The 22,427-nt window shown below is 45.3% G+C and carries 19 protein-coding genes and 1 pseudogene; 8 read left to right on the top strand and 12 right to left on the bottom strand.

The genetic code is table 11. The annotated features are described in order from the left end of the window. Positions 1–130 precede the first annotated feature (130 nt). The 3 genes from hldE to QWZ07_RS24545 all read right to left on the bottom strand — a co-directional run bounded on the left by hldE (position 131) and on the right by QWZ07_RS24545 (position 5,999). The gene (gene hldE, locus QWZ07_RS24555; protein ID WP_192854534.1) at positions 131–1,561 is read right to left on the bottom strand and encodes a bifunctional D-glycero-beta-D-manno-heptose-7-phosphate kinase/D-glycero-beta-D-manno-heptose 1-phosphate adenylyltransferase HldE; all 1,431 of its coding nucleotides are present in this window, start codon (positions 1,559–1,561) and stop codon (positions 131–133) included. A 122-nt stretch (positions 1,562–1,683) separates the two neighbouring features. Further along, positions 1,684–4,533, bottom strand: a complete 2,850-nt coding sequence (gene glnE / locus QWZ07_RS24550; protein WP_192854536.1) for a bifunctional [glutamate--ammonia ligase]-adenylyl-L-tyrosine phosphorylase/[glutamate--ammonia-ligase] adenylyltransferase — start codon at positions 4,531–4,533, stop codon at positions 1,684–1,686. 209 nt (positions 4,534–4,742) lie between these two features. Beyond that, positions 4,743–5,999: a methyl-accepting chemotaxis protein gene (locus QWZ07_RS24545; protein ID WP_017106842.1), complete on the bottom strand. Its 1,257-nt coding sequence runs from the start codon at positions 5,997–5,999 to the stop codon at positions 4,743–4,745. 97 nt (positions 6,000–6,096) lie between these two features. Here QWZ07_RS24545 and QWZ07_RS24540 point away from each other — a divergent pair, with 97 nt between their 5' ends. Beyond that, complete coding sequence (locus QWZ07_RS24540) at positions 6,097–6,846, top strand: potassium channel family protein (RefSeq protein WP_192854537.1); 750 nt, start codon at positions 6,097–6,099, stop codon at positions 6,844–6,846. Between the two features lie 51 nt (positions 6,847–6,897). On the opposite strand, the gene QWZ07_RS24535 is transcribed toward QWZ07_RS24540, so the two are convergent. Beyond that, positions 6,898–8,415, bottom strand: a complete 1,518-nt coding sequence (locus QWZ07_RS24535) for a CYTH and CHAD domain-containing protein (RefSeq protein ID WP_102327052.1) — start codon at positions 8,413–8,415, stop codon at positions 6,898–6,900. 207 nt (positions 8,416–8,622) lie between these two features. Here QWZ07_RS24535 and QWZ07_RS24530 point away from each other — a divergent pair, with 207 nt between their 5' ends. Together QWZ07_RS24530 and QWZ07_RS24525 are read left to right on the top strand one after the other, a co-directional pair. Next, a complete protein-coding gene (locus QWZ07_RS24530) occupies positions 8,623–9,303 on the top strand; it encodes a TIGR00153 family protein (protein WP_029223333.1) in 681 nt (226 codons plus the stop codon). A 128-nt stretch (positions 9,304–9,431) separates the two neighbouring features. Beyond that, positions 9,432–10,592: pseudogene (locus QWZ07_RS24525) on the top strand (inorganic phosphate transporter); the annotation flags it as partial. Positions 10,593–10,606: 14 nt separating this feature from the next. On the opposite strand, the gene QWZ07_RS24520 reads toward QWZ07_RS24525, so the two are convergent. After that, positions 10,607–11,806: an IS4 family transposase gene (locus QWZ07_RS24520; protein ID WP_132982278.1), complete on the bottom strand. Its 1,200-nt coding sequence runs from the start codon at positions 11,804–11,806 to the stop codon at positions 10,607–10,609. Between the two features lie 424 nt (positions 11,807–12,230). On the opposite strand from QWZ07_RS24520, the gene QWZ07_RS24515 reads away from it, so the two are divergent. Continuing rightward, positions 12,231–12,842: a TIGR04211 family SH3 domain-containing protein gene (locus QWZ07_RS24515; RefSeq protein WP_017080238.1), complete on the top strand. Its 612-nt coding sequence runs from the start codon at positions 12,231–12,233 to the stop codon at positions 12,840–12,842. A 137-nt stretch (positions 12,843–12,979) separates the two neighbouring features. Here QWZ07_RS24515 and QWZ07_RS24510 read toward each other — a convergent pair whose 3' ends face one another. Both QWZ07_RS24510 and QWZ07_RS24505 read right to left on the bottom strand, forming a co-directional pair. Then, positions 12,980–13,897 (bottom strand): general secretion pathway protein GspB, encoded by a 918-nt coding sequence (locus QWZ07_RS24510; RefSeq protein ID WP_192854401.1) that lies wholly within the window; start codon positions 13,895–13,897, stop codon positions 12,980–12,982. Then, a complete protein-coding gene (locus QWZ07_RS24505; RefSeq protein ID WP_192854399.1) occupies positions 13,897–15,567 on the bottom strand; it encodes an ExeA family protein in 1,671 nt (556 codons plus the stop codon). Before QWZ07_RS24505 ends, QWZ07_RS24510 begins: the two co-directional genes overlap by 1 nt. A gap of 36 nt (positions 15,568–15,603) precedes the next feature. Between QWZ07_RS24505 and QWZ07_RS24500 the strand changes: the two genes are divergently transcribed. Then, a complete protein-coding gene (locus QWZ07_RS24500) occupies positions 15,604–16,920 on the top strand; it encodes a multifunctional CCA addition/repair protein (RefSeq protein WP_192854397.1) in 1,317 nt (438 codons plus the stop codon). A 100-nt stretch (positions 16,921–17,020) separates the two neighbouring features. On the opposite strand, the gene QWZ07_RS24495 is transcribed toward QWZ07_RS24500, so the two are convergent. From QWZ07_RS24495 to folB, 3 genes are read right to left on the bottom strand one after another with little or no spacing between them, the layout of a single operon-like run. Beyond that, positions 17,021–17,824 (bottom strand): undecaprenyl-diphosphate phosphatase, encoded by an 804-nt coding sequence (locus QWZ07_RS24495; protein ID WP_192854395.1) that lies wholly within the window; start codon positions 17,822–17,824, stop codon positions 17,021–17,023. A gap of 15 nt (positions 17,825–17,839) precedes the next feature. Next, entirely contained in the window at positions 17,840–18,322 is a 483-nt protein-coding gene (gene folK, locus QWZ07_RS24490; RefSeq protein WP_017106849.1) for a 2-amino-4-hydroxy-6-hydroxymethyldihydropteridine diphosphokinase, read from the bottom strand. Continuing rightward, entirely contained in the window at positions 18,319–18,678 is a 360-nt protein-coding gene (folB, locus tag QWZ07_RS24485) for a dihydroneopterin aldolase (RefSeq protein WP_192854393.1), read from the bottom strand. The genes folK and folB overlap by 4 nt, the downstream gene beginning before the upstream one ends. Positions 18,679–18,815: 137 nt before the next feature. Between folB and plsY the strand changes: the two genes are divergently transcribed. Then, complete coding sequence (gene plsY, locus QWZ07_RS24480) at positions 18,816–19,412, top strand: glycerol-3-phosphate 1-O-acyltransferase PlsY (protein ID WP_004735970.1); 597 nt, start codon at positions 18,816–18,818, stop codon at positions 19,410–19,412. Positions 19,413–19,504: 92 nt separating this feature from the next. On the opposite strand, the gene QWZ07_RS24475 is transcribed toward plsY, so the two are convergent. Both QWZ07_RS24475 and tsaD read right to left on the bottom strand, forming a co-directional pair. Continuing rightward, positions 19,505–20,320 carry an alpha/beta fold hydrolase gene (locus QWZ07_RS24475; RefSeq protein WP_192854391.1) on the bottom strand — a complete coding sequence of 272 codons (816 nt, stop codon included), beginning with the start codon at positions 20,318–20,320 and terminating at the stop codon, positions 19,505–19,507. Positions 20,321–20,444: 124 nt separating this feature from the next. Further along, positions 20,445–21,461 carry a tRNA (adenosine(37)-N6)-threonylcarbamoyltransferase complex transferase subunit TsaD gene (tsaD, locus tag QWZ07_RS24470; RefSeq protein ID WP_010434613.1) on the bottom strand — a complete coding sequence of 339 codons (1,017 nt, stop codon included), beginning with the start codon at positions 21,459–21,461 and terminating at the stop codon, positions 20,445–20,447. Between the two features lie 258 nt (positions 21,462–21,719). On the opposite strand from tsaD, the gene rpsU reads away from it, so the two are divergent. Further along, the gene (gene rpsU, locus QWZ07_RS24465; RefSeq protein ID WP_004396009.1) at positions 21,720–21,935 is read left to right on the top strand and encodes a 30S ribosomal protein S21; all 216 of its coding nucleotides are present in this window, start codon (positions 21,720–21,722) and stop codon (positions 21,933–21,935) included. A 25-nt stretch (positions 21,936–21,960) separates the two neighbouring features. Continuing rightward, positions 21,961–22,404: a GatB/YqeY domain-containing protein gene (locus QWZ07_RS24460; RefSeq protein ID WP_017106852.1), complete on the top strand. Its 444-nt coding sequence runs from the start codon at positions 21,961–21,963 to the stop codon at positions 22,402–22,404. Positions 22,405–22,427 lie beyond the last annotated feature (23 nt).

The following is a 22,427-nucleotide window of genomic DNA, read 5'->3' as shown; positions in this document are numbered from 1 at the left end:
TAATCAAGTAACTAGATTACAGTTACAAAAATGCCGCTCATTGAGCGGCATTTTTATTAACTATCAAAAGCTAGATTTACAATCTGACTATAAGCTTGAGGCTAAAGGGTTGAAACTAGAAGGCTAAGGGTTAGCCTCGACCACCTTTAATCGCTTTAATGATTTCAGTCGTAGAGCAACCATCTTCAAAGTTAAGTACTTTAACTTCGCCACCAGCCGCAATCACTTCCTCGCCACCAGCGATTTCTTCGGGTTTGTAATCACCACCTTTCACCAAAATGCTTGGCAACACCTCAGAGATCAAACGTTGAGGCGTATCTTCAGAAAACGGAACAACCCAATCAACCGCACCTAAACCAGCCAATACTGCCATACGGCGATCGGTTGGGTTCACAGGACGACCAGGGCCTTTCAAACGTTTCACTGAGTCATCCGTATTAACGGCAACGATCAAACGATCGCCTAACTCAGCCGCATGGTTCATGTAAGAGACATGACCAGCATGCAAGATATCAAAGCAGCCATTAGTCATAACCACTTTCTCGCCTTTCGCACGAGCACGTTTTACCGCTTCAACCAGTGCCGTTTCAGAAATCACACCGTAATCGGTATCTTGGCTACCGTGAATCGCTTCCGCTAACTCAATAGTAGACAGCGTAGATGTACCTAGCTTACCCACTACCACACCAGCAGCAGCGTTCGCTAATGCACACGCTTCATCCAGTGGCTTACCTGCAGCAACAGAAGCCGCCAGTACTGAAATAACGGTATCACCCGCACCTGTAACGTCATACACTTCTTTCGCTTGAGTCGGCAAGTGGAATGGTGCCTGATCTTTACGAAGTAGCGTCATACCATGTTCGCTGCGCGTTACCAACAAAGCTTCAAAGTCATATTTTTCGATTAAGGCGATGCCTTTTTCGATAAGATCTTCTTCTGACTTAACCTTACCAGCCACCAACTCGAACTCAGCCATGTTTGGCGTAAGTAAAGTCGCACCACGGTAACGCTCTAAATCCGCACCTTTCGGGTCGATAAATACCGGAACATTCGCCGCACGTGCTTTTTGGATAAAGCTCTGGACGTGCTCAAGTGCGCCTTTCGCATAATCCGATAGGATGACCGAACGTACATTAGGTAGCGCTTGTTCCATACGAGACAAAACAAGTTCAGGAGCCGTGTTCTCAAATTTGTCTTCAAAATCAAGACGAATCAGCTGTTGACCTCGGCTCATCACGCGCAATTTAGTGATGGTTGGGTAATCGTCCAACTCAACAAAATCACACTTAACATTGAGCGCACCTAAGGTGTTTTTTAACACCTCAGCGGGTTCATCTTTACCCGTTAAACCAACAACATGAGCGTGACCACCAAGAGATGCAATATTCATCGCTACATTGGCTGCACCACCTGGACGCTCTTCGTTATTTTCTACTTTTACAACGGGTACTGGTGCTTCTGGTGAAATACGGCCAGTTGGACCATACCAGTAACGATCAAGCATTACGTCACCGACAATAAGAACACCTGATTGACTGTAGTCAGGTAGAATTGGTTTCATTATTGATCTCCAAAAATCAAATCTGGCCAGAGTCTAGCACACTGATTACAGTGGCTAAACCATAGAAAAATCAGCAAACACCTATCACGATAGGTACTGCAATCAGTAAGCATTAACCAAGGTTAAGCTTCCATCCATTGCTTCCATGCTTGAACAACATGTTCTCTTTCCATTTCAAACTTATCAATCGCCACATCCGCATCGAGGTTGAGTAGATTACGGTGGTGAATTTCATCTCTTAATGTCGTATAGGCATTGGTCAATGCCATACCTTGTTGCTCGTCCATAATATCTTGCGACAACAAGCTTTCAAAGATTCGGACATTGTCGCACCAACGGGTGAGCTTAGGTTTTTCGTTGCTGTATCTCAGCACTAGATATTGAGCCAAGAACTCAATATCAGTAATACCGCCCGCATCTTGTTTCAGCATGAATCGATCGGATTTTTTACCGCCTAAATGACCGCGCATTTTTTCACGCATATCCACAACGGACTTTTTAAGCGTCGCTTCATCACGCGATAAGCACAACACTTCATGACGTGTTTTATTAAACGCAGACGCCAGGAGTTCGTCGCCATAAATCATACGAGCGCGAGTCAAGGCTTGGTGCTCCCACGTCCATGCGTCATTGTGCTGATACTCATCAAACGCATCGGTTGGGCTCACAAGTAAGCCAGATGCGCCTGAAGGTCGTAGGCGTGTATCGACCTCATATAAAATTCCGGAAGCAGTTCTGGTCGAGAAAATATGAATAATGCGCTGTGCCAACCTTAGATAAAATTGGCGTCCATCAATCTCTTTCTTACCATCAGTATAGATGTGTACTGGGCAATCGTGCATGAACACAATATCAAGATCGGAGTTGTAACCCAGCTCCCAGCCACCAACTTTGCCATAACCAACCACCGCAAAACCGCGCCCTTCTCGATCTTTCACATGAGTGGGCTCACCGAACTTAGCCGACACTTGCAGCCATGCTTGATTAATACCCGCCTCAACAATCGCTTCCGCTAAATAGGTCAGGTGATCACTGACCTTCATTACAGGTAAAGCGCCCGCAATATCCGCGGCAGCAATCCTCAGGATACAAGTCTGCTTAAACTGACGCAGACCTTCCATCTGCTGCTCCATATCATCTTCAGGAATGCGAGCAAGATAGTCACGCAACTCTGTTTTGTAGGACTCTAATGGCACAGGATTATAGAGTTGTTGAGGGTCGATAAGTTCATCTAAAAGAATAGGATAACGACCAAGCTGCTCCGAAATCATCGGGCTGGCAGTACATAGACGAACTAACTGAGTCAGAGCCGCGGGGTGTTCATCAAGCAGCTCTAGATACGTGGTTCGAGTCACTATTTTTTGCAGCAGGTGCAATACTCTAGATAAACCAAACTCGGCATCCTTCGCGGTATACAATGCTTGGAATACTTTAGGCATTAAACGATTGAGCACTTCACGTCCGCGTGGACCAAGCGTCTTTTTAGCCAAGTCTGCTTTAAACTGGATAATCGTTTTTGCTGCTTCTGGAGGGCTAGCGATTGCAATATCGTGTTCTAGCACTTGCTCAATCACATCCGGCTTATGGGCCATATCCCACAGCTCACTAAAGTGACTCGCAATTGGGTTTGCATCTTCTTCATCAACCCCAATCAAATCTTCAAATACCGTGTGCACGTTCGCCATGTGCGCACGAGTCGCATCAATCAAACCACCCCAATCGGCAAACTGCATTGCTATCGCGAGCTTTAGCTGCTCTTGCTCATTGTCAGGTAAGGTTTGAGTCTGCTTGTCACCCATCGCTTGCAACAGGTTCTCAAGGCGACGCAGAAACAGGTAGGCATCACGCAAGTGGCCGACCTCTTCACTCTCAAGCAAATTCAGATCGTCAATCGCACTTAGCGTTTCAAGTAGACCTCGCCCGCGAAGGCTCGGTTCACGTCCCCCACGAATCAATTGGAAGACTTGAGCAATAAACTCCACTTCACGGATACCACCAGAACCAAGCTTGATGTTATTCGATAAGCCACGCCGACGAACCTCACTGCCAATCATCGACTTCATGCGTCTTAACGATTGAATAGCACTGAAGTCGATGTAACGACGGAACACGAATGGACGTAGCATTTGGCGAAGTTCTTGGTACTGAGGATACATTTCACAGCCCATGACTCGCGCCTTAACCATCGCGTAGCGTTCCCAGTCACGGCCTTGCTCTTGGTAATAGTCTTCCAGCGCAGCGTAGCTCATGACTAATGGTCCACTCTCACCGAATGGACGTAGGCGCATGTCAACGCGATAACAGAACCCATCAAAGGTTTGTTGATCGAGCGCCTTGATAATGCGCTGCCCTAGGCGAGTGAAAAACTGGGCGTTGGCGATACTTCGTCGCGCGCCTTGTGTTTCACCATTTTCAGGGTAAGTAAAAATTAGGTCGATATCCGAAGAAAAATTAAGTTCTCCGCCACCTAACTTGCCCATACCAATGATCAACATAGGCTGCGCTTCACCTTGTTGATTGCAAGGAGTGCCCCACTCTTTACAGCAAATGTCGTATTGCCACTGGTAGGTCTCGAAGATCATCGCCTCAGCCAACATAGATAAATGGCTTAAGCTCTGCTCAAGTTGCCAAGAGCCCATAAAGTCGCGCCAAGCAATGTAGGTCATTTCTCGGTTGCGGAATTGGCGCAGCACTCGTTGGCCACTCATTTCATCAGCACAACCAGAAAGTAACTCGGCTAATCGCTCACGATACCCTTGAGCACGTTCATCGCACTTAAGCATGTCCGGTAAAGCGCTAGATAAAACCGAATCACGCTGCAGGCATTCACCAATGAAGCCGCTCAGACCTAATACATACTTAAGATCGTCAACAAGTGGCTCAGGCCACGCATTAATGGCTTCACTCTGATGTTCTAGTAAATGCTCAAAAGCAGACTGCGAATGAGTGACGAGCTGAGGAGGCAATGGCATGTTTCTTCCTTGTGTAAGCTATGCGACGAACGTTCGGGGTATCGGTTCTAGTCTTCAATAGTGAGTTTTAAAACTAAAGATCAGTTATACCAAAGTTACGCCAATAAAAAACGCCCACATTAGCAATGTGGGCGTTTTATCTGTGAACTTATTGAGTTAGGCCGATGTCTCTATGAATAAGTCTTTGGGAATAAGACAAGGGCCAAGGATTAAACCTTAAACTGCTTAATCTTACCGTCGAGTTCTTGCGCGTTGCTTTCCATAAGCTGAGAAGTCTCAAGAAGCTCACCAACCACCACGACAGACGCTTCGACAAGCTCACGAACATTGGTCAGGTTGACGCTCATCTCTTCAGCTACACTGCTCTGTTGACCTGCTGCTGTTGCGATCTGGAAGTTCATGTCATTGATTTGGTTTACTTGGCTTACGATACCGTCAAGCTCAGAACCGGCATTCGTCACAAGATCGACACCTTCAGCCGCTTCCACAACACTCTTTTCCATCAGCTCTACCGCAGAGTTAGCGCTGCTTTGTAGGTGGCTGATCATATCTTGAATCTCGACTGTCGCTTGTTGAGTGCGCTGTGCAAGGTTACGAACCTCATCGGCCACCACGGCAAAACCACGACCCGCTTCACCCGCACGCGCCGCTTCAATCGCTGCGTTCAATGCCAGTAAATTTGTTTGTTCTGAAATGCCTTGAATCGTACCAACAACGCTGCCGATTGAATCAACGCGCTCTTCGACTTGGTTTACCGCTGCTGCAGAGGCTGCGATGTCGGAAGACAACTCGCTCATCTTAGAAACAGATCCTTGAACAAACTTCTGCCCCGTCAATGCTTGGCCTGATGCTTGTTCAGTCAATGAAGACGCACTTTGTGCATGCTCAGCGACAGTTTGTACGGTAGAGGTCATTTCACTCATTGCTGTCGCTAACTGATCGATCTCATTGAACTCTTCTTGAGCCGAGTCTTTGGTTTCTGACATGCTGATGGTCATCACTTCCGTCAGAGCAAACAGCTCATCTGAAGAGGCAACCTGAGTTTTGATCATGTCATTCAACTGGACTCGAGTTTTTTCGAGTTCTCGTGCCACGTCGCCGTATTCATCTTTACAATCCATATGAATTGGCACTGACAGATTCTTGTCTGCCATGGTTTTGATTGCATCATTTAGGTATTGAGTTTGGCGCAACATAACGCGCGCCGCGGCTAATAGAAGAACCACAAACACAATGATCATTAAGGCTGTTTGCCAAGCCACTTGAACTAGGTAAGTCTCGTAATGCTGCTGTGCAACTTGAGCATTGTTCGTTACTGCAAGTAATGAATCGTAAAACGTGCTCGCGTCCCATAGCTGCTTCGAAATGATCAGAATCGTGCTGAATATCATCAACATGATCATTTTTGGAACGAGACGAACGTCAGAGATTACCCTTTCCCACGGCTTGAATGACAGTTTAGTCATTGTCAGTTCTCCATTAACTCTTATATATTGATGGCTTCTATATCCGCGAGATGGCTATGTCAGTCAAAGTTCGCGATTTATTTTGAGCCTCGTATGAATGTTAAATAGTATCAAAGACACAACCAAGCCGATGAGCTTATTATCACTGATTCTCTCTTTCTTAGCGCTATTTGTGATCTCAGGCTTATTGTTTGCACCGATTGATAAAGAATCGAAACAAGTCCTTATCGGCCTCGATTTTATAATCTGTAGTGTTTTTCTTTTTCAGCTCACGATTGATCTATTCAGATCACAAAACAAGAAAGAATACCTAAAAGTACACTGGATCGATTTCTTAGCAAGTATCCCGATGGTCGAGCCGCTCCGTTTCGCTCGCATTTTTCAGATCTTGCGTGTGATTCTGGTTTTGCGCTCGGGTAAACGCGTTTTCAGAGAGCTATTTCGCAATCGAAAAGAGACCACTCTCGCTTCGATCATTCTGCTTCTGGTCATTCTCTTAACCATAGGTGCAGGAACAATACTTCTGATAGAGCACAAAGACCCTAATGCCAACATTACCACTGGCCAAGATGCTTTATGGTGGGCTTTCGTTACCATCAGTACTGTGGGATATGGCGACCACTACCCAGTGACAAGCTCAGGGAAATTAGTAGCGTCTTTGGTTATTATTTGCGGCGTGGGTGTGTTTGGTATGATTTCAGGCTTGATTACTTCTTTGATCACCTCTCCCACTCATCATGAGAATCAACGGGCTGAAAACAAAGAGAAGCATCTTGAAAAGATCATAGAGCAACAACAAAAGATCCTCGAACGACTAGAGAAGCTTGAGCAACAAACAAAAAAATAGGGCCGAGGCCCTATTTAGAAATTCATACTTATTTTGATACAGATGTTGAGTTTAGTCTTGCCAGTATGGCTCAACTTCGACACTGATTTGGCGCGTCTGCTCCATCGCATGCAGGATAGACACCTCTTGACGAGCCAACCAACGCTCTAGCTGAACCTTCTCATCGCCTTCTAATTTCTCGGTTAACGGCTCTAATGTCTTAAGTGCTAGTAGGTCATCAATGCCTTGCACCATATCGGCCCATGGCAAGCGGAAGCTGTTTCGCTCAACGTCATCATATAAACTCGCGAAACCAACGCCAGAATATAGATTTCGCATCAAGCGGTATTGCTGCTCAATATAGGCTTGGCTGGTCATCACTCGCTCTGGCGGGAAGGCTTCCATCAAGTCTGCCCATGTGCGATCGAGTTGCTGCACAGAAAACCATTCGATACCACGCCCCATTTGCTCACGCGCTTTCTCATCTAAGAAAGGTTGCCAGCCACGAGACAAGATCCAACGGCTCAGATCTAACAATAAACCTGTATAACGAGCAGAGCTAAGCAAAGTCAGCAATTCTTCGCGATCTGGCAGTTGCTCTTGCATCTCTTTGAGTTCAGCGACTAAGAACTTACGCGCATCGAGCTTACGCAGCACGTGGCCTTTATCTTCGAGCAAATCTTCGAAGTGGTCATAGCTTTTCAGCCAGTCGAGCTCTTGCTCAAGCCACTTCAACTCTTGACGTAAAATAGCACTCGCGCGCCTTGGCACGATTCCACCATAAATAGTGAAGGTTTGACGGATAAAACTCAGCGAGTGACTGATCTCATGCAGCGCTTCAATTGATTGGCGCTCGGTGAAAATCTGTTCGTGATAATGCCAATGAGCGAGAGCATGCTCTAAAGATTGAATGAAACACGATTCAACCGTATCACTTTTGTCAGTATCAACTAATGTCAAAGGAGTGACTTCATCTCCTTGATAACCTTGAGCAAGACGATAACCCTTAGCCGCTTTGCTAAGATTGCCTAAACGCATGCCGCCTTGCTCGCAGAATTGACGAGATAATGTAAACAGAGCATCGGTTTGACCTGATTTGAGCTCTAATTCAACTTCGCAAATGGGTTCTTGTAGGCCACCAGACTCAACAAAACCTTGATCGAATGCGACCTCGACTTGACTGCCATCAGGCATACCAATCAACCACTGCTCACGTGTGAAGTTGGTAGAAAATAGAGGAGTCAGCTCGGCTTGCAGCGTTTCGATGTCCTTACCTGCAGGCCAAATATCCTCAGGATGTAAGGATAACTTAGGCTCGTTGCTGTCGTGTTCTGCGTTGTATTCTGGTCTTTGATGCAGGCCAGCAACCACACGACCTGCGGTCTTAACGGTTTGTACAAACACGTCATCAAAACGTCGAATGCGCAAGCCTGTATCGTGCTTGCGTAGCCAGTTGTCAGGGGTGTCAAAGTAGATGTTACCTAGCTCACGACAACTGTGCTGAAGTACTTTAGTTTCAGCAATTTTATTGCGTAAAGTCTCTGAAAAATCAGGAGAAACAAAAAACTTCAGTTCTATCTCGGTTTCCATAGTTATACCTTTCTGTGAAGATAGGGACAGGATATTGCCAATTTGAAAAGTCAGCAAGTCAGAAATATCGCCCTTATGATGATCTAAAACAGTTTTAATGAGACATTGATTAGGTTAACATGCGCGACTTTGTAGCCATCGCTTAACATTTCACCATGAATATGGTGTATGTTGTTTTAAGGTTATTATTTATTAGGTTGGATGACCATGCCAGTAAATACAATTATGGGGTTATTTGCAAAGTCCCCAATTAAACCTTTGCAGCGTCACGTAGTATGCGTGAACGAATGTTGTTCTCACCTAGTTAATTTCTTTGAAGTTTCTTCAAAGGGTGACTGGGAGAAAGCTTCTGAAATTCGAGCTCAGATTTCTCACCTTGAGAAAGAAGCTGACGTACTAAAACGTGAAATTCGCCTTAAACTTCCTCGCGGTTTGTTTATGCCAGTTGATCGCACCGATATGTTGGAGCTTTTAACTCAACAAGACAAACTAGCAAACCTAGCGAAAGACATTGCTGGCCGTGTATATGGTCGTCAACTTGTCATTCCTGCTCCAATGCAACAGAACTTCATCGCTTACGTTAAACGTTGTCTAGATGCAGCGAACCAAGCACAAAACGTAATCAATGAATTAGACGAATTGCTTGAAACGGGCTTTAAAGGCCGTGAAGTAACACTCGTTGCTGAAATGATTCATCAATTAGATGTAATTGAAGATGACACGGACGCGATGCAGATCGAACTACGCCAACAACTTATGGCGATAGAGAAAGATCTGAATCCAGTTGACATCATGTTCTTGTACAAGATTCTTGAATGGGTTGGTGGTATTGCAGATCAAGCACAGCGTGTTGGCGCTCGTCTTGAAGTAATGCTTTCTCGATCTTAAATCATACGCTAACTATATAACGAAGAGCATTTTTTAACCAAACCACTTATGCGCTGAGTATTCCTCTCGCTGAGCGGTTTTTTGCGTCTAAATTTGTTCCGCTTGTTATCAAACAACTAGGTATTACGATGGATATCCTTGCTAACTACGGCACTGTCCTGATTATTGTTGCAGCAGCTTTCGGTTTCTTGATGGCTATTGGTATTGGTGCAAATGACGTTGCGAATGCAATGGGCACTTCAGTAGGCTCTAAAGCTCTAACCGTTAAACAAGCGATCATTATCGCAATGATCTTTGAATTCGCAGGTGCTTATCTTGCGGGCGGCGAAGTAACAGACACGATCCGTAAAGGTGTTATCGAAACGTCTCTATTCGCTCATCAACCTGACGTACTTGTGTACGGCATGATGTCTGCACTACTAGCTGCTGGTACATGGTTGCTTCTAGCATCATACATGGGCTGGCCAGTATCAACGACTCACTCAATCATCGGTGCAATCATCGGTTTCGCTTGTGTGTCTGTAGGTACAGAAGCCGTAGACTGGAACAGCGTTCAAGGTATTGTGGGTAGTTGGATTGTCACACCGTTGATTTCCGGCATCTTCGCCTATCTCATTTTTGTAAGTGCCCAACGACTGATATTCGATACAGAAAATCCGTTGTTTAACGCTAAGCGTTTTGTGCCTGTGTACATGTTCATTACGACAATGGTCATTGCACTGGTAACGATCAAGAAAGGTCTTAAGCACGTTGGTCTTCACCTAAGCGGTACTGAAGCATGGTTATGGGCAGCAGGTGTTTCTGCGCTAGTCATGATTGGCGGTTACTTATACATTCAAAAGAAATTTGCTAATCGCGAAGAAGACCATGGCTTTGCAGGCGTTGAAGGTATCTTCAGCGTACTTATGGTTATCACAGCTTGTGCAATGGCATTCGCACACGGTTCAAACGACGTAGCTAACGCGATTGGTCCACTGTCTGCTGTTGTTTCAACGGTTGAGCACATGGGTGAAATCTCAGGTAAGAGCACTATCGCATGGTGGATTCTTCCACTAGGTGGTATTGGTATCGTTGTTGGTCTTGCTACCATGGGTCATAAAGTAATGGCGACTGTGGGTACTGGTATTACAGAACTAACACCTAGCCGTGGTTTCGCAGCTCAGCTTGCAACTGCGTGTACTGTTGTTCTTGCTTCTGGTACTGGCCTTCCAATCTCAACCACACAAACATTGGTTGGTGCGGTATTGGGTGTAGGCTTTGCTCGTGGTATCGCAGCTCTGAACCTAGGCGCTGACGGATCCCCTCATAATTTCCCTAGTCCTGCGTTGTGTGTGAGCCTTTGATATTCGAACATTCCCCATTGATATTGGGATTCATTAATTTGATATCGCCGATGATTTCGTACCTCTCTCCCTAGACGAGGTATGGATAGAACTCGGCGGTGTTTAATGCTGTTGGCTTGGAAGTCAAAATGCCATTTGGCTTGTACTGCAATTAGGCCATTCCACCACATCAAGATTTCAGCGAGCAACGCAATAAGAAGCAGGATATCTAATCGCTTAGTACAGCGAGTTCTGTTGTGACGAAGTGCGATCCCATAGGCGGTACTCTTTAGATCGCGGAAGGCTTCTTCTATCTGCATACGCTTGGCGTACAGATTGGTAATTTGTACTTCATTTAAGATATGTCGAGGGACATTAGTCGCGAGTAGCCACGGCTCCTTTGCACTGCGTTGATAGAGATGTGTAGCGGAGTGTTTTTGGCTGGTTCTACTATGGCGCTGGGCTTTTCGGCCTTTTTCTAATCCCTTATAAACATAGGCTTCACAAGATATCGGTGATCTCTTTGCTAATAAGCAGTTGCCAAGATATTTGGGTTTATGGACAGCGTTTGGATAAAAGGTTTTATTTGAGACCCAAGGTTTTTGAGGTTGTTTGATTGATACTTCACCTCGGACACGACCTAACCAAAACCAACCTTTCTCCTGAACTTGGCGGAACCAAGTATTTCTAAAACCCGCATCAGAAACGATGATCGGACTGATTTTATTCGGCAAAATACTCTGCAATTTATCGAGGAATGTTTGGTGACTTTTCGGTGAATTGTATTGGCCATACTCAAAAACTTGTTCAAAGATTGTGACGGCTCGACCATCAAGTGCAACGGATGCTCTTAACGTCATATAACGAAGTTGTTCACGAACATCAGACCAATCCACAAGGATCACAGGGCATGGGTTAGCGCCCGTTATTAAGTAGGCATGCCATTTATAAATAAGGTCTTTTTCACGATGTAGTTGGCGATTTCCAAGCAGTCTATCAACGCGTTTGATCGCATGTTTTACCGTGGTATTAGTTTCTAGTTTGCGACCTAGTTTAGTCAGCGTTAAGTCTGAGCCGTCAAGTACACTTTTTGTAGCAAGTATCAGAGAACTAACGCGTTTTTTGTGAATGGAGGGGCATTGGTTTTGTATGGTTTGTTGTAGAATCTGAATGTCGCGCATTATTAACCCACTTGTTCGAAATGTGTGTTCAGCGATATTCATTAGATCAAAGACGGCGATGCACGTCTACCTCATTGTTTTTAAGCCTGATTATGAGGGGATTCGCAAGACCTAGGCGTTGTGCGTAACATCGTTGCTTCTTGGATTGTAACGCTACCTGCTGGTGCACTACTTGCAGTTGTGTTCTTCTACGCAATTCAGGCTATGTTTACAATGTAATAGCCTTGACGTTAGTAAATATTAGCGTCAGAAAACGGTGAGCTTCGGTAACGATATGTAAATACCATGTCATTATTGACTCAAACGCACAGAAAGGGAGGCTTTGCCTCCCTTCTTTGTTGCACCGCATAAAGAAACTAAATATTATTTGCTCATTGAGGCTGACTCATACGCCTACCCAATTTGAATCGTTAAGGGATTTACTGTGAAAAAACTGATTAGCTTAGTTTTGCTCGCAATGCTTGCGGCTCCAGCTGCCTTTGCACAAGACCGTTATATTGCTGACAAACTATTTACTTATATGCATTCTGGCCCAAACAACACATTCCGTATTATCGGTAGTGTTGATGCTGGTGAAAAGATTACTTACCTACAAACTAACAAGAGCACGGGTTACACCCAGGTTCAAGACAACCGCGGCCGTAAAGGCTGGGTAGAAAGTAAGTTTGTAAGCACTCAAGAAAGCATGGCTCTGCGTATGCCTAAGCTAGAGAAAGAACTGACTGACGTAAAAGGCAAGCTTGCAAATGCTCGCCAAAGTGCAGACAGCGAGAAAGCTGGCCTAGCGAGCTCTCTAGACTCTCGTAACAAGCAAATTGCTGAACTTGAGCAAAACTACAGCGAGATTAGCCAGCAGCTAACGAGCTCTCAAACAGAGAATCGTGAGCTACGCGCTAAGCTAGACACACAAAAAGATGATCTATTGCTGAAGTACTTCATGTACGGTGGCGGTGTTGCTGGTATTGGTCTACTTCTTGGACTTATCCTGCCACACATTATGCCTCGTCGCAGAAAGTCACCAAACGGCTGGTCGTAAGCTGATCGTTTTATCTGCTTAGCCTACCTTGCGTTAAACAGAATAAATTCAGTATCGAATATCAAAAAGGAGCATCGAGGTGCTCCTTTTTATTTGTCTTGGTTTTATATTCAAGTCACGGCGCTAATCCCTATTAATTAGCCTTTCCACTCGTATAGAGCCGGGATTTCTATCTTCTGATGATTAAACTCAATGATCACCGATTGTGGTTTAATCTCTAACAACTGAATGTCTTGTCCAATCCAATCTCCCTGCGCCACCTCATGACCGTTCACTTTGACCCAACGTTTTGTTTCACTACTCGAGTACATATGAGTTTGTAAATCTAGCTTTGGCAGAACTCCAGACAAACTACTGCCATGAGACTCTAATTCGATGACCGGAGATTCCATGCTTTCAGCGGGGCGAGAATCCATTGGCTCAGGTGCGCTTTGTTGGTCACCCATAATAGATTCAAGCTTCAATGCTAAATCAGGTGGTAACTCACTGAGGTCTAGCCCTTGCAGTAAATCACTGTCCGATTGCAACTCATTACTGCGCTCAGGTGAGTTTGACTGTGGCGATGAAGGTTCGAAGCTCTCTGTACTTGGCTCAGAATTTAACTCTGGATTTGGCTCAGAAACATCAGTTCGTGCAAACATGACGTTCGAGTCATTCATATCAGCGGCATTGCTGATATTCACTTGGGCATACACCTCTTTGCGCGGCAATACTTTTAATTCGTTATGTGTGGGTGCTGTACGAATCAAAAATGGCGACTCATCTTGCGTAACTGCCACTGTTTCATTCGTTACTGACGCCTTTGAAGCGGTCGCTTTATCTTCAGACTTAAGAGGCATTGTCTCCGTCGACTGGCTGAGCGCTTGAGCAGAAGAAGTATAAGACTGATAAGCCAGCGTCCCACCGACCAACAAAGAAGGGACTAATAGTAAAAGAAGCCCCATAGCGAGCGATGAACCTTTCTTTTTACTGATCGCCACAGCAGAATTTGGGACATGATGGCTTTGGTAGCCTCTAAGCTCGGATTGTTTGAGCTCTTGCATAATGCGCGACATTAGCTGGCTCCTCCATCGAGTGACATCAACTTAGGTGAATCCAGTTGAGCCAACCTTTGCAATCTTGCCAATGTACGTTTGCCCGCAATACCGTCCACAGACATCCCCTGCCAAGTTTGAAAGGCTTCGACTTTCATTTTTAATTCATTATCAAACACATCATTTCCTGAAACGACTTCACCTAACACTTCAGACAACAGTAAATCCAATAATGTTACGGCTTCGCCTTGATAACCCTCTTTTAGGGTTTCTCTCAGTGGTTGTTTCCAAATAGCGACATAATCGCCTTGCCACACTTGTTCTAACGAGCGTTTAGGCAACACCAACAACTTATCGTTAATGAGTAATTCAACCGAGTCAGCAGACTCTCCATAAAGCACAGCGAATACAGGCTCTTGATCGAGTTCAAGGTTGAGAACCACAGGTACCCCAAGCTCCAACAGATCAGCTAGGTTGGTCTGTTGTTGCTCACACACGAACACGCTTTGAGGTTCACTTAAACACAAACCATCACGCAAAGAAGACTGATACCCCCATAAGGTATAAAGATCTTTAATCGCAAGAGAACGGTTAGTCCCTTGCATTAAATGCTGTTGAATATCTTGTGGTAGTGCAAACTTTGAAGGCTTCGGCTCTGCCGCTAACTTAGCCGTATCTGCCACCAATGAGCGCTGTGCATGTGCCAGCACTTCAGTTTTAGCTTCGCTTGAAGTGTTAGCTGATATCCATGAATCTATGTATGACGGGGCGAAATTAAAAGTAGTAAAGGCTAAGCCAATGCTTAACGTCGCTAAACCAGCATATTTGAGTAGCTTTGGTGCCACGGTAACTGCGTGCTGTTTTTCAACATGATATACATCGGCCTGAAAGGCCATGATCTGCTGGCACGCTCGGTTGACCGTTTCATTGGAGGGCGCTTGCTCACCATCATGAAAAGCGAGCTGTAGAGCCTTATCACACACCAAATTGATAAGTCTCGGAATGCCATGAGTATATTGGGCAATCAGCTTGATAGAACGATTCGAAAACAACATCTGCTCGCCACCCGCCGTTTCCAAGCGAAACGCGATGTACTTGCCAGTCTCTTCAGTATTAAGAGGCAGTAAGTGATAACGACCTGTAATGCGCTGCGCTAGCTGGCGCAATTGTGTTGTTTGTAGATGCTGTTGTAATTCCGGCTGACCAACCAACAGCACTTTTAACAACTTACGACTGTCTGTTTCTAGATTGGTTAGAAGGCGTAGCTGCTCCAATACGTCAGCTGCAAGGTGTTGTGCCTCATCGATCACCAATAAGGTTTGAATACCTTCTGCATGGCTATCCAACAAAAAATAATGAATCGCTTGGCTGAGCTGTTTGAGCGATGCTTGTTCAGGGTATTCCACCTCAAACTCATCACAAATAGCTTCTAGTAAATCCGTATTGGAAAACGTAGGGTTGAGTATAAGGCCAGCTTGAGTCTGATTATCGAGTGATGACAACATCGCTTTGGCGACCGTTGTTTTTCCTGTACCTACTTCACCAGTAAGCATCGCAAAGCCCCCACCCTCGCCTAAACCGGCTTGTAGGTTCTGCATCGCTTCTTGATGACGCTGACTCAAAAACAAATAGCGAGAATTTGGTACAATCGAAAATGGCATCTCAACGAAGCCAAAATATTCCTTATACATGTGCTGCCCTATAATTACGATTAATGGAAAGTACCATTGCTCGCAGTAAAGTCCAGCAGTGATAAAACATTTCGAGGTGATAAGTTGCAAATATACGATAGCCTACCAAAAGACAATGGGCTACAGCGCTATCTAGTCGGTGGAGCGGTACGCGATAAGCTACTCAATATTGATAGTTATGATAGAGATTGGGTCGTGGTAGGAAGTACCCCTCAAGAAATGGAAAGCCTTGGCTTTACTGCTGTCGGGAAAGATTTCCCTGTATTCTTACACCCAAAAACCAAAGAAGAGCACGCACTGGCTCGTACTGAGAGAAAATCAGGTTCAGGTTACACAGGTTTCGAATGTTACTTTGCACCAGATGTGAGTTTGGAAGAAGATCTGATGCGTCGAGATCTAACGATCAACGCCATCGCTCAAGATGACAAAGGCCAGCTTTACGATCCTTACCATGGCCAGCAAGATCTTGATGACCGCATTCTAAGACACGTCTCGGCCGCTTTTGTTGAAGATCCACTGCGTGTGCTGCGTGTGGCTCGCTTCGCCGCCAAGCTTCACCACCTTAACTTCACGGTTGCATCTGAAACCATGGTGATGATGAGTGAGATAGTGCAATCCGGTGAACTGGCACACCTCACTGCTGAACGAGTTTGGCAGGAGTGGCATAAATCTCTTAGTACTCCGCACCCTGAAGTGTTCCTTTCTGTACTGAAAGAGTGCGGTGCATTGGCTGTTGTGTTACCTGAAATTAACGCGCTGTTTGGCGTCCCTCAACCTGAAAAATGGCACCCTGAGATCGACACGGGTATTCACACTCTGATGGTTGCTCAGCAAGCTGCGCGATTAAGCTCATCATTACCAGTGCGTTTTGCAGCTCAAGTACATGATTTAGGTAAAGGCGTCACGCCAGAAAGTGAGTGGCCAAGCCACAAGATGCATTGCCATACAGGCTTAAAAATCATTAAGAAGCTGTGTGAAAGAGTCAGAGTGCCCAATGAATTCAAAGACCTTGCGTTGTTAGTGTGTGAGCAGCATTCTAATATCCATCGTGCAGGCGAGCTAAAGCCAACCACCTTTCTCAAGGTTCTCAACAAGTTCGATGTATGGCGTAAGCCAGATAGACTCGACGATATACTGCTTTGCTGCCAAGCCGATCATGCTGGCCGTAAAGGGTTAGAAGATCAGCCTTACCCTCAGAAAGCGCGTTTTGAAGTGGCTTACCAAGCAGCGCTTCAAGTCGAAGTGAAATCGATTATTGCTGATGGTTTTCAAGGTAAAGATATTCGAGAAGAGCAAGAGAAGCGCAGAGCTGCCGCAATTGAGAGCGCCCTATTAGAACTCGCAGATAATTAATCGCCAAAGCGCTGATTCTCCGGTATTAAAAAACCCGCTACTAGGCGGGTTTTTCCGTTTCAATCTGTAGGACGAAACATTTGTCTACGTAAGTCTAGTGCTACTGCATCATCAAGAAAGCAAATAGACCAAAACCTAGAATCAGGCGGTAGATAACAAACGGTGTCATGCCCATACGTGAGATAAGCTTCAAGAAGAAGTGAATACAGATATAAGCACTGATGAAAGAAACCACGATACCCGTTAGCAAAGTGCCAACATGAACAGGATCACCACTGGTCACTAACTTCAGGCCTAAGTATCCACCAGCCAAAGTGATGATAGGAATAGACATCAAGAAAGAGAATCGAGCCGCCGCTTCACGCGTGAAACCTAGGTAAAGCGCTGCGGTAATGGTTGCGCCAGAACGAGACGTGCCCGGGATGATCGCCATTGCTTGAGCAAGACCAATAAACAGCGCCTTTTTCCAACCCGCTTGGTATTCGTCATCACGTAGGCTTGAGTTCTTATCCACCCACCATAACAACAGACCAAAAATAATCGTTGTCGTAGCAATTACCCACGCACTGCGCAAATAAAGCTCAACAATATCTTTCATCAACAAACCAAAGATACACGCTGGAATCGTCGCGAGAATGATCATCCACGCGAGCTTCGCTTCTTTACTGCGATCACCTTTAAACACGGAACCAAAGAATGCGCTCAAAAGAGAGACCACTTCTTTGCGGAAATAGATAACTACTGCGGCCAGAGTACCAACGTGGACAGCCACATCAAAGGCCAAGCCTTGATCTTCCCAACCTAATACAGCAGAAGGAAGGATTAAATGTGCAGAACTGGAAATAGGTAAAAACTCAGTAAAGCCTTGCACCAACGCCAACATAAACGCTTCAAAATAACTCATTACTTACCTTAAAAATTATAGTTTTATATCTACGACAGAGAGCGAGTCTAATTGCTGCATCTTCTGCCATATTTCACTGACGGTTCTTCCATCTTGCGGGATCACTCTCGCAGGACAGAGATCATAAAGCGGTTGTGTTACAAAAGGATATTTATAGATATCACTGCGTGGCAATTCTGGTTCGCTTTCAGAAACCACGTCTCCAAACAGCACAATATCAAGATCGAGCTTTCGATCTTGAAGTTTATGAGCATCTTGAGAGCGACCCCATTTAAACTCAATTTTACGAAGTTGCTGTGAAAATTCAGTCAATGAGAGTGATGTGTCGAGCTCTATCACAAAGTTATAAAACGAATGGCTTTCAAACCCTACAGGCTCACAATGATAGATCTTAGAGCATTTAAGGTCAGTCCCTAACGATTGAAGCTCTGTCCATGCCACCCTTGCATGCTTGTCGCGGTCTATGTTCGTGCCAACACCAACATAGGCTATTGTCATGCTTGACCTCGTTCGATGATCACGCCGACTGCTTTTGCTTGTGGCACTGCGCCAGGCTTCGCTAAACGGATTTTAATCCAAGGCACGGAGAACTGAGTCATGATTAGTTCAGCGACTTCTTCTGCCACACGCTCAACCAATAGGAATCGGCCATTCGCAATGTGGTCAAGTACGGCAGTGCTGACTGTCGAGTAATCCAAAGCATCGACAACATCATCACTCTTACCGGCTGGGCGGTTGTCATGAGCCATTTCAATATCAAGCACAAGTTTTTGTTTGATCTCTTGTTCCCAATCGTAAACACCGATCGTTGTAATTACTTCTAGCTGTTCAATGATAACTTTATCCAGTGCCATGACTTGTCCTTTTAGAGGTCGGATACCCATATTGGGGAAAAAAACGTATTATTTGCGTAATTCCGGATATGATATCAATAACTCTGGGATTGAGCATTATTTTCCCATCGTTAGGCTTATAACCGTTAAGGACAGACATGACCCCTTTGGCTCTCATCATGATCATTGCTGCCTATTTGCTAGGTTCAATCTCGAGTGCGGTCTTGATATGCCGAGTTTTAAGACTCCCTGATCCCCGAACGGTAGGTTCTAACAACCCTGGAGCAACCAATGTTCTGCGTGTTGGCGGTAAAGGCGCAGCTGCTGCCGTCCTTTTGTGTGACATGCTTAAAGGTACCATTCCAGTATGGCTTGGCTACTACCTCAATATCGACTCGATCATTTTAGGCGTCGTGGCGATAGCGGCGTGTCTTGGTCATATGTACCCAATATTCTTCCACTTTAAAGGTGGTAAAGGCGTTGCAACGGCACTCGGAGCCATCGCCCCAATTGGATTCGATCTAACGGGAATGATCATGGCGACTTGGTTGGTTGTGGCATTTTTGTTTCGTTACTCTTCTTTAGCGGCACTGGTTACTGTGTTGCTCGCACCTTTCTACGCTTGGTTAGTCAAACCACAATATACGCTGCCAGTAGCGATGCTGTGTTGCTTGATTGTGTTGCGTCACCATCAGAATATCCGCCGCCTTCTCGATGGCAGCGAGCCAAAGCTCGGACAAAAAAAATCGGCTTAAACTGTCATGTCTAAGCCGAATCATTTTTAAACCGAGATACGTTTAAACCAACGCAAGCCTAAGTCGATCAATACTATTCAGTATTTAAGATCTTACAGCAGATGTTTATCTAAAAACGTCTTCAGCATAGAGTTAACAAACTCTGGTTGCTCAAGCGAACTAATATGACCAGCACCAGGAATGACCACTAACTCACTGCCCGTAATGCAATCGTGCATTAGGTATGACTCCAGTGCCGGACGTGGCTTATCTTCTTGTCCAACCGCAATCAAAACTGGCAGTGCAAAGCTCTCTACCGCTTCAATCATGTCACGACGCCCAAAGACCATTCGACCGATTCGCGCGACTTCTTCCGCTTTATCACCTTGAAGTTCAGACAAATGCTGAGTAAAGCTATCAACCAAAGCTGGTGAGTTTGTTTGAGCATCATTGGCAAAGAACAGTGGAACCACGGCTTCAACAATCGGTTGAGGAACCATTTTGGTTTGAGTAATGGTGTCTAACATGCTGAAGTATTTAGCATGAGCAACTTCTGGCTCTAAACCAACAAAGGTGTCCATAAGTACCAAAGACTTGATTCGTGCTGGTGCTAACTCCGCCAGTTCTGTTCCCCACATACCGCCAACCGATAGGCCGACAACGGAAAACTCTTCGATTTCTAAATGATCAAGGAGATCCAAAATGTGTTGAGCGTAATCTTTCAGGTTACGCATCGAGTTCGGCGCAGCTTGTGACTCACCATGAGACCAAAGCTCTGGAACAATGCAGCGATAGTGAGCTTTTAGAGCCTCGACCTGTGGTTGCCACATTGCACTATCCCAAAGGTAACTGTGGCCTAGTACAACAACCGGGCCTTGACCTTCATCTAGGTACGTCATCGATTGATTGTCTACGGTGAACTTATTCATTTTCTTCCCTAATCTCTATCAGCAATTATTTATCGACATATAGTCGGTAAGCTAGGATATAAAAACGGCCGCACTCAGCGACCGTTTATCGAAATACTATGGTTTATTTGGCGATTGGTTATGATTAAGCAATTGGCTCTAGTTGGTCAATTGGCCAACGCGGCGTGGCATGAACAGACAAATCAGCCGTTTCACCATTTTTAAGGCGTTGCATACCAGCGTAAGCAATCATCGCACCGTTATCAGTACAGAACTCAGTTCGTGGGTAGTAAACCTCGCCACCGATTTTCTTCGCTAGCGCTTCAAGCTCAATACGTAGCTGTTTGTTGGCACTTACGCCACCAGCAATCACTATACGTTTCATGCCTGTTTCCGCCAAGGCACGCTTACATTTAATTACCAAGGTCGCACAAACGGCTTCTTGGAAAGCGTAAGCGATATCAGCACGTGTCTGATCGTCGTTGTCATTCGCACGAATGGTGTTCGCAGCAAATGTTTTTAGACCAGAAAAGCTCATATCGAGTCCTGGACGATCGGTCATTGGACGCGGAAACTTAAAACGGCCTGGTGTGCCTTTTTCTGCCAAACGAGACAGCAATGGACCTCCTGGATAATCTAAACCCATCAACTTCGCGGTTTTATCAAACGCTTCGCCGGCAGCATCATCAATCGACTCACCAAGGATTCGATACTCACCGATGCCTTTCACTTCGACCATCATGGTATGTCCGCCAGAAACCAGCAGAGCAACAAATGGGAATGGTGGCGGGTTATCTTCTAGCATAGGAGCAAGAAGGTGACCTTCCATGTGGTGAACAGGTACAGCTGGTACACCCCAAGCATAAGCGATACTGCGACCAATGGTTGCACCAACCAGCAGAGCACCGACTAAGCCGGGTCCTGCAGTGTAAGCCACACCATCAATGTCTTTTGACGTCAGATTAGCTTCAGCCAATGCCGCTTTAATCAGTGGGATGGTCTTTTTTACGTGATCACGCGATGCCAACTCAGGAACCACACCACCATAATCGGCGTGCAACTTAACTTGGCTGTATAATTGATGAGAAAGCAGGCCTTGCTCATCATCATAAATCGCAATTCCTGTCTCATCACAAGAGGTTTCAATACCAATAATGCGCATAATTTTCTCGGCACGCTTTCGTCTAAAATGGGAAATTAGCGCAATATTACCCTGCCTAAGCTCTTCAAACAAATATTGTACAGACTATAATCGACAAAGTGCTTTACAAAGCCACTGTGATCGGATTAAAATTCCGCACCATTTTTGATCAAGCTGGTTAATGGCCAAACGCGAATAGAGAGTTAGCTCGATGGGTAACTTCTCTGATTTGGTACTGAGTGACCAGCGATAATGAATAACCCCTGAGGTGAAAGGCATATGCCAATAGTTAAAGTACGTGAAAACGAACCGTTCGACGTTGCACTACGTCGTTTCAAGCGCTCTTGTGAAAAAGCAGGTATCCTTTCTGAAGTGCGTCGTCGTGAGCATTACGAAAAGCCAACTACAGTTCGCAAACGCGCTAAAGCAGCAGCTCAAAAGCGTCACGCTAAGAAGCTAGCTCGCGAAAACGCACGTCGCGTTCGCCTGTACTAATAACTTAATCCATAAGGACTGAGTTATGGCTCTTATTGAACAACTCAAAGAAGAGCAAAAATTAGCGATGAAAGCCAAGGACAAACCGCGCCTTGGCACTATCCGCTTAGCTCTTTCAGCAATTAAGCAACGTGAAGTTGACGAACGGATCACTCTGAACGACGACGACATAATTGCTATATTAGTTAAAATGGTTAAGCAACGTCGCGATTCTGTTGCTCAATATGAATCAGCAAATCGTCAAGATCTTGCTGACGTGGAAAAAGCAGAAATTACTGTACTTGAAGGCTTTATGCCTCAACCGTTAACTGAAGAAGAAGTTGTTGCACTACTTGATAGCGCAATCGCGGAAGCTCAACCAGCGGGCATGCAAGACATGGGTAAAGTAATGGCTATCTTGAAACCACAAATTCAAGGGCGTGCAGATATGGGAAAAGTTAGTGGTTTAGTTCGTTCTAAACTCGCTTAATCCCAAATCAAATTGCAACAAGC

The sequence above is a fragment of the Vibrio lentus genome, assembly GCF_030409755.1.
GTDB classification, from domain to species: Bacteria; Pseudomonadota; Gammaproteobacteria; order Enterobacterales; family Vibrionaceae; genus Vibrio; species Vibrio lentus.
The sequence above is the reverse complement of the archived record's forward strand: the minus strand, read 5'-3'. Positions and strand labels throughout refer to the sequence as shown.